Source organism: Pseudomonadota bacterium, assembly GCA_018823135.1.
GTDB lineage: Bacteria > Desulfobacterota > Desulfobulbia > Desulfobulbales > CALZHT01 > JAHJJF01.
The window spans coordinates 1-8,063 of sequence record JAHJJF010000049.1; the positions used below are offsets into that span (position 1 = coordinate 1).

Annotated in this window: 6 protein-coding genes; all 6 read left to right on the forward strand. The window is 39.9% G+C overall.

Features of this window, described 5'->3' with window-relative positions:
• The first annotated feature begins 111 nt into the window (after positions 1 to 111).
• The 6 genes from KKE17_04400 to KKE17_04425 all read left to right on the forward strand — a co-directional run bounded on the left by KKE17_04400 (position 112) and on the right by KKE17_04425 (position 7,483).
• The gene (locus KKE17_04400; protein ID MBU1709227.1) at positions 112 to 732 is read left to right on the forward strand and encodes a hypothetical protein; all 621 of its coding nucleotides are present in this window, start codon (positions 112 to 114) and stop codon (positions 730 to 732) included.
• Entirely contained in the window at positions 713 to 2,653 is a 1,941-nt protein-coding gene (locus tag KKE17_04405) for a hypothetical protein (protein ID MBU1709228.1), read from the forward strand. Before KKE17_04400 ends, KKE17_04405 begins: the two co-directional genes overlap by 20 nt.
• Entirely contained in the window at positions 2,653 to 3,831 is a 1,179-nt protein-coding gene (locus tag KKE17_04410) for a hypothetical protein (protein ID MBU1709229.1), read from the forward strand. The genes KKE17_04405 and KKE17_04410 overlap by 1 nt, the downstream gene beginning before the upstream one ends.
• A gap of 144 nt (positions 3,832 to 3,975) precedes the next feature.
• Positions 3,976 to 4,866 carry a hypothetical protein gene (locus KKE17_04415; GenBank protein ID MBU1709230.1) on the forward strand — a complete coding sequence of 297 codons (891 nt, stop codon included), beginning with the start codon at positions 3,976 to 3,978 and terminating at the stop codon, positions 4,864 to 4,866.
• 113 nt (positions 4,867 to 4,979) lie between these two features.
• Positions 4,980 to 5,948 (forward strand): hypothetical protein, encoded by a 969-nt coding sequence (locus KKE17_04420; protein MBU1709231.1) that lies wholly within the window; start codon positions 4,980 to 4,982, stop codon positions 5,946 to 5,948.
• Between the two features lie 71 nt (positions 5,949 to 6,019).
• On the forward strand, positions 6,020 to 7,483 hold the full coding sequence (locus KKE17_04425; GenBank protein MBU1709232.1) for a hypothetical protein: 1,464 nt from the start codon (positions 6,020 to 6,022) through the stop codon (positions 7,481 to 7,483).
• Positions 7,484 to 8,063 lie beyond the last annotated feature (580 nt).

Below are 8,063 nucleotides of genomic sequence, written 5' to 3' on the forward strand. Positions count from 1 at the left end.
CAATTTTTTCAGATCATGGTTAGAAAGCTGTAATTTCCAAGAATTTGAGATAGCCCCGAGTATCATACAATTTCCTCATAATTAGAATTTGCTTTTTTCAGTGAGAGCATAGTGAAAATGACCCTGTGTGTCAACGCTCCCTTTAAATGGCAATATGAATATTACACGCAGCACCGGTTGATAAAAGAGTTTGAAGCCAATATTCTTGGAGACCTCGCAATTGTTTCAGCTGATGAAATTATTGAATATTATACCAGTCATTTAAACGACTATACGCCATCCGGACAAATTAACTTCGCAATTTTATGGGATGAGGATGATTTGGCTGATAAAATTATAATAGATTTTTCTCGGGGCGAGGATTTTTTTAGTGTGGCACGTAAGTATTATCATCAAGAAATTCCTATTCAAAGTACGTCGGAACACACACTTGATCCTGAAATTGCACCGATCCTCGCTGAACTTACTAGTGGTGAAGTGAGTGATTTAGTCAAATTCAAGGGAAAAATGTGTTTCATCAAGATGATAAATAAGAAACTTCCATCCCCAGCGCCTCTGGTTGATATTAAAGAAGAAATAACAAAAAAATTGCATCAGGATAAGTTGAGTCAACAACGTTCAAGCTATATTAATACCCTTCGAGAAAAATCAAAGATTAAGATTAATGAGGCTTTATGGTTGAGTTTAAGGAAGGAATTTATTGGAGATTCCCGTGAAAGTAACGTTAATTAGTAGTTTTTTTATTCCGATCATAATCGTTATTCTTTGTGTGGGATGCGCAATCCAAACAAGTACTCAAGCACCTCGCAAACGATGTGTCGATTGTCATGCTGACCTTGCAACAAAGTATCAAAAGGGCTTAATCCATGATCCGGTAAAAAATCAGAATTGTGAAGCCTGTCATAGGCCCCATGGTTTTATCGGTGGTGCATATTTACGAAGGGACGAACCCCAGCAGTGTTTTGGGTGTCATGAGAGTGTTAAGAGAAATCTCGAGAAAAAAAATCTTCATGGCCCGGTTGCTGCTGGAAAATGCACAAGTTGTCATGAAGTGCACAACAGTCTTTTTCCGAAACTTTTGAAGGCTGAGCGAAAAGAATCTTGTTTTTCCTGTCACGATCGTAAAGAATTTACCAAAAAAATCAACCATAAGCCTCTGGATAATGGCTGTGAAGTTTGTCATCAAGCGCATTCCTCTGACCATAAAGCCCTTTTAAGTGATGATATGGTAAATCTTTGCAAGTCATGCCATAAAGTCGATACAACTCAATTCTCACAAAAACATAACAACCAACCAGTACAAACAGCCTGCATATCCTGCCATAATCCCCATAGTTCCAATGAAAAAGGTTTATTGAGAAATGTTGTCCATTCGCCGATTTTGAAAGGGGAGTGTATATCTTGTCATGTTACAGATGAAAAAAAGAATATTGTCCTTATTGATGCACAGGATAAATTATGTGCATCATGTCATAAGGAAGATGAGAAAAATCAAGAGATTATTCATGTTCCTTACAAAGAAGGAAAGTGTTCTGAGTGTCATGAAAGTCATGCTTCACGATATACAAATCTACTCAGTACTTCCCCGGAAACACTTTGTGTGAAATGTCATAAGCAAGAACCGACGAAAAATAAAACATATCATAAACCATATGAAACAGGAAATTGCCTCTCCTGCCATCTGGGGCACAAATCAAATGTTACGCCTTTGCTTAGAGCCAAAACAAAAACTCTTTGTTTTGAATGTCATGCTAAAAATAACTACGGCAAGGGGCCCGTTGTTCATACGCCGGCGGCTGAAGGCAATTGTGTGAGATGTCATGATTCACATGAATCAGAAAACAAAAAATTACTTGTTGAAAGGGAAAAAGATCTTTGCCTGTCGTGTCACAGTAAAACCGCTGATGAATTAAGCAGATACAGTCTTCATCGACCCTTTGTAAAAGGACAATGCACAAGTTGTCATCAACCCCACCAGTCCAATTTTCCCAAGTTGGTTCTAAAAGGGAAAAGCGATGAAATTCTTTGTTTGAAATGTCATGAAAATTTAAAGGCACAAATTGATTCCAGTGATAGCCACGCACCTTTTCGACAGGGTGAATGCCAGGTCTGTCATTCACCTCATGCAGGAGATTTTACGTTTAATTTGATAAACCAGCCCGGTGACTTATGCCTGGGGTGTCACAAACCCCTTAATGATGGTTTAGTTCAACCGGAATCGTTTAAACATCAACCTTTTGCAATGAAAAATTGTAATGTCTGTCACCTTGCCCATGGAGGATCAAACAAAAAACATTTGCTTAAAGAAAAGCAGCAACTGTGCCTTTCATGTCACCAGGAAATTGCCCAATACTGGAAAGATGGTATCGCCCATGCGCCTGCAGTGAAAGATTGCTTATCATGTCATCAGACTCATTATGGAAATGAACCATTTCTTCTAAGAGATAAACCCAGAGATCTTTGTGGTCAATGCCATAAGAATCAAGATGCAAAATTCCTTAGTCTACACCAAGATATATTGCCTGGGCCAGATTCATGTCTTCAATGTCACGATCCTCATGGATCAATTGAAAAAGCTTTATTATATCCGGTTACCCATGCACCGTTTAAAGAAGGCAAATGTCGCCCATGCCATCCTGGGAGGACAAAGTAATGAAAAATGCCTTACACTTTTTCTTGGTTTTGTTTTTTGCTCTTTGCCTGAATACTGTCACGGCAGGTAAAGCAAATGCTGATAGCAAAATTTGCTTTACCTGTCATTCGCAGAAACTTTTTACCGGACCTGTAATACATCAGCCTGTGGCAAAAGGTGATTGCAATGAATGCCATAATCCTCATGTTGCGAAACATAAGGGGCTTCTCCAGAAAAAAGGTACTGATTTTTGTTTTTCCTGTCACCAGAAAGAGGCAAAACTTTTTTCTGAAGGGGTAATTCATGAACCGATTAAACAGGGGAAATGTCTAGTATGCCATGATCCCCATGTATCTAATTCAAAAGGGCTTCTTAAATCTCAAGGGATCGCCGAAAGTTGTTTTTCCTGTCATGAAGCCTTGCCCCGACAATATAAATATGTCCATAAACCATTCCAGCAAGGTCAATGCATATCTTGTCACTCACCGCATACAAGTAACTCATACAAATTACTTGCCAAGGATGAGGATCAACTTTGTTTCTCATGTCACACATTGGCAAAGCTTCAAAATAAACATCCAAACTACCCGGATATATTAAAAAATTGTTTATCCTGTCATCATCCTCATGGAAGTGATTCGGCTTTTCTTGTTAGAAACCAGTTGCACAAGCCGTATACTCAAGGATGTACCCCTTGTCACGATAAGGGTCAAAAAGGCACTGATACATGCCTCGGATGTCATGAACAAATCAAATCTCAAATTCTCAGTACCCATAATCATCTGAATGGCAGTGAAAACAGCTGTGTTGCCTGTCATTCACCCCATGCTGCTGATAGTTCTAATCTTCTGAAAGCGCCTCAAAAGAATCTTTGTCGGGATTGTCACGAAGAAAGCTTCAGGATAAGTGAGAAAAAGCGCCACAAGCATCCAGATACCGGCACCTGTAGTAATTGTCATTCTGTTCATGGATCCAACACCATTGCAATGTTGAAAAATGGTATAACTGGAGTTTGTTCCGGGTGTCATGCATCACAAGGTCAGTTTACCCATCCGGTAGGAGGGGCAATTGTGGATCCTCGTAATGGTCAGGAAATGACCTGCGTAACCTGTCATTATCCCCACGGTACAGACTATACTTTTTTTCTGAAATTGAGTGGGGCAAAAGCACTCTGTATTCAATGCCATAAAGGGTATTAACCTGACAAATGACTTTATATTTATCATTGCCAATATTTTTGTTTTGTTTTGGTGTAATGGCTATGAGAGCATTAACATTGATGTGACGACTGGTATTAAATAGAATATTAATTCAGTATTGGATATTTAACTGACGATAAGATCATGAAATGTAAAATAAATCTCCTTACAATATTGCAGGTAATCATTATTCTTTTTTTTGTTTCACCTGGAATTACCCTGGCCAAATCTCCATGGGCTTGGCAATTAAGCCTTAAAACCAATTCAAATTCAAAGCAGTTATCAATGCCATTTTCACTTATGATCGATCCAGTGAAGGAGAGATATTATGTGGCGGATGCGGGAAATAACCGACTCGTATCATTTGATAAAGACGGGGAGTTACTCAATGCCTTTAATGCCAATAACAGCCTTAAAGTACCTGCTGATTTAATCCGTCAAAACAATGAGGTTTTAAAGGTTATTGAAAAGGGCAGGAGCAGTATTACTGAAATTAATCTGAATACCAAAACGGTCACTCCGCATCAATTATCATTTGACGGGAAAACCATCTATCCTGATCGAATCGAAAATGATGACTCGCGTTTATATATTCTTGATAAAAACAGTGGCGCTGTACTTTCCTTCAGCCCTGACCTCAAACCCCTCATCAAATATTACGACAAGGATAATGATGTCCATTTTGTTGATTTTAAAATCAGAGAAGGGCAGGTTACGGCATTAAGTCATAAAGAGAAAAATATTTATTTCTTTAATGATGATGGATCAATTTTATCAAAGCTTTCACTGGATAAAAGTATTATTTTTCCATACTCTTATGCATTTGGTCCGGCAGAATTAATATATGTTGTTGATCGCTTTGACTCATCAATTGTTGTAGTCGATTTTCAGGGTAAATTTAAATATAAATTCCTCGGCATGGGGCATGTGAGGGGTAGGTTATATTATCCATCAGAAATAAAGTTTGATCCGTGGGGACGTCTGTGTGTAGTTGATGAAGGGAATGGCCGCGTTGAAATTTACAGTATGGAGTAAACAAAACTGACATGAAGTTTTGTTTGATTATATTTCTGGTTCTCGGATTATTTTATTGGGCGCCTAAATTTTCTGAAGCCAGGACTCCTGGCTATTGTGCGGATTGCCATACCATGCACAACAGTCAGAGTGGTACAATGGTCGTTCCAACCTCTGTTGATTCCGGCAATCCTCAGGCTGCATTATTAAACAATAATTGCACCGGTTGTCATACAGGCGTTAACGCCGCGGCTGACGTCGGATCAACTATACCCTACGTTTTGACAACAAGTGGCGTTGAGTATGGCAGTACCGGCACTGAGATATTAAGCAACACCCTGGCCGGCGGCAATTTTTATTGGTTGACGGAATCAGCCGCCAAGGGCCACAATGTAAAAACTATCAGTAACACCAACAATAAGGTCCCCCCGGGTGGTTCTGTTTCAATGAACTTGACCTGCGCCGGTTCATCCGGTTGCCATGGAGACCCCGCCATTTCCAATGAAGCCTATTCTATCCGCTATGCGCATCATAGCGACACATCGCTTTCAATTGATGGCAGCACAATCGCTCGAAGTTATCGCTATCTCGATGGTATTGTCGGCATTGAGGACAGTGATTATGAATTCCGGCCGGATGCATCAAATCATAATCAGTATAAAGGATATCGCCGAACCACGGATGATACTTCGACGAATACTGAGACAACCATGAGCTATCTCTGTTCCCGTTGTCATGTTAATTTTCATAGCGGCGCAGGCGATCTCGGGTTCAGTGACGATGCCGCACCGTTTGAATCCCCATGGCTGAGACATCCCACTGATTTTGATCTTGCCGATGCATCAGGTTCAGAATATGACAGTTATAATAAAGTGAGTGGCACAGCCAAAGCTTATAGTGTCATCTCCCCGGTAGCCAGTACAAGTGTCGCTAGCGTGTTGCCCGCTGTTTTGAGTACTGCGGGTGATGCAATTATCATGTGCCTTACATGTCATCGAGCCCACGGGACACCCAACGACGCCATACTTCGTTGGGATTATAAAGCATGGCCTGGTGCTGCCGGTTATAACGGATGCGAAGTGTGTCATACCAGTAAAAATTAGATTTTTCTCCCGGAAATTTGCTTCTTTCATTTATCAAGTTACAGCCCCTAAATTTATTTGGAGTTATTGTGATGGTGCTGATTTATTTTTTAATCAAAAAACTGTTGAGCTCCAGACGAATTCATCTCACTTGTTTTGCGCTCTTTTTTTTGAACGGCTGCATTGTCCCGACTGTTCAAGAGATCAACAAGAACATTGATCGTATTTATTATGAAAACAGAGATGATACGAATCCCGCTTTATTGACCGTGTTTCTTAATTTACATAATATAAATCGCCAGGAGATTCGTATTGTTATTTCCGGATTGGATGCTTCAATCGATGGAAACTGGATTTCCTTGCTTACTCAACCGGCAATAATAAATACATCTGAAGTAAAACTTGGACAGGTCATTCTGGCGAGAAAATCCATACCAACCGGAAATTTTCAACATTTCCGGGTAACCCTTTCTGGGGCATCGAATATTTCCGACAATATTCAGCAAACACTTGAAATCGAACAATCCGAGGTGGAGGTTCAATTAGAGCAGGCAGTGACAATTGACAAAGATGACAGTCAGAGCGTGTTTATCGGTTTTGATGCAAGCGCATCTTTAAAGAGTCGCGGTAAATTCACCCCGGTGTTTTCAGTCAGATCTTCTGATGACAAACCTTTGCCTTCGGATCTTGCTTTTGTCTCATGCCCTGACATAAATACGGTCTATTTTTTCAGGACCGATAGGAATTGGATACAGGGTTCCATTGGTGTTACCGGAAAACCTACTTATATTTTTGTCAACCAACCTGAAAATCGTCTCTATGTGTTGGCTGAAAACGAATCCATGATTAAATCGTATGACATTTTTACCAGCGCCTTGATTGATCAGTTTCAGATTCCAATGACATTGAATCCCAGTTTCATGACCGTAACTCCAGACATGAGATGGGCGTATCTTATAGACAGTGAAGGGGATTATTTGGTCAAAATGGATCTTTCCTCTGGTAACTTTGTGTCTCGGATGCGGTTCGGTGAAAAACTAAAGTATATTTCCTATCTTCCACGCCAGGAAAAACTCGCCGTGTCACTGGAAATTTCTCAGAGTGTTGCCATTCTTGATCCGATGACCATGGATACGCTTTACACCATCCCGGTGAGTGGCTCCCCTCAAGGACTTCTTGAAAACGAAGAGTTTCTGTATATAACTGAAAGCATATCCAACAATATCATTGTGTATGATTTTTCAAACGCTAAAATCATTAAGAGGATAAATACCGGTTTTACCCCAAAGAGACTTATTGCTTTTAATAACAATGTGATCGTCGCAAATTATGACAGTTCATCTGTTTCGGTTTTTCTCTCGCGATATTTAAATATACCCAAAGAAGTTGAAACCGGTGAACATCCTCAGGAAATGGCCTATTCTCAAAGGCGCGGCTGGCTTTATGTCGGAGATGAAAACCCTGGTGGCTTGTCGGTTATTGATATCACAACCTACAGAAATGCCGGGTACCTTGATTTGGGAGCACGACCGCTCGGCCTGGCGATAATGCAATAATCATTTCTGTCTGCTTTTCTCATTTTTCCCACCTTAAAGAATTTCGTTTCATCTCATCGTTTTATTCCAGGATTAGCACAACATTTGTTTCGCCTGCTCAAAGGGTTTTTACGACATTAGGGCCTGGCTTTGAGTAAATTTTTTTTCTGAAAAGTTTTTTAAAAAAAATATTCTGCTCTGGTATTTAAAAATGGTGGGCTGATTTATTATTTTTTGTTGTTAAACCTAAAAAATATTTCACAGTCAATCCGGTTTGTAATACTATTACCATAGTCTTCTTTTTACTTAAGCCGATTTGAAGCAATGAAATTTCGTGAAACCCCTAATGTCTGGAGTTTTCAGGTAAAATGGAGAAATTTTATAAAAGAAAAAAATTAAACTCAAAGTGAAGAGAGAATTCCAGAAATGGCTGTTTTTTCGCATGTTCGGGGCCGTGTTAAGAAGTGGTCCCCAAAATTCGGACAGTGAGTTAAGGTGAAAAACCACACACTGACGAAGAGGATCAAATGAGCAAAACGAAACGGAAACGGTATTCAGCAGAATTTAAAGCGAAGGTTGCCCTGGAGGCCATCAAGGGAGA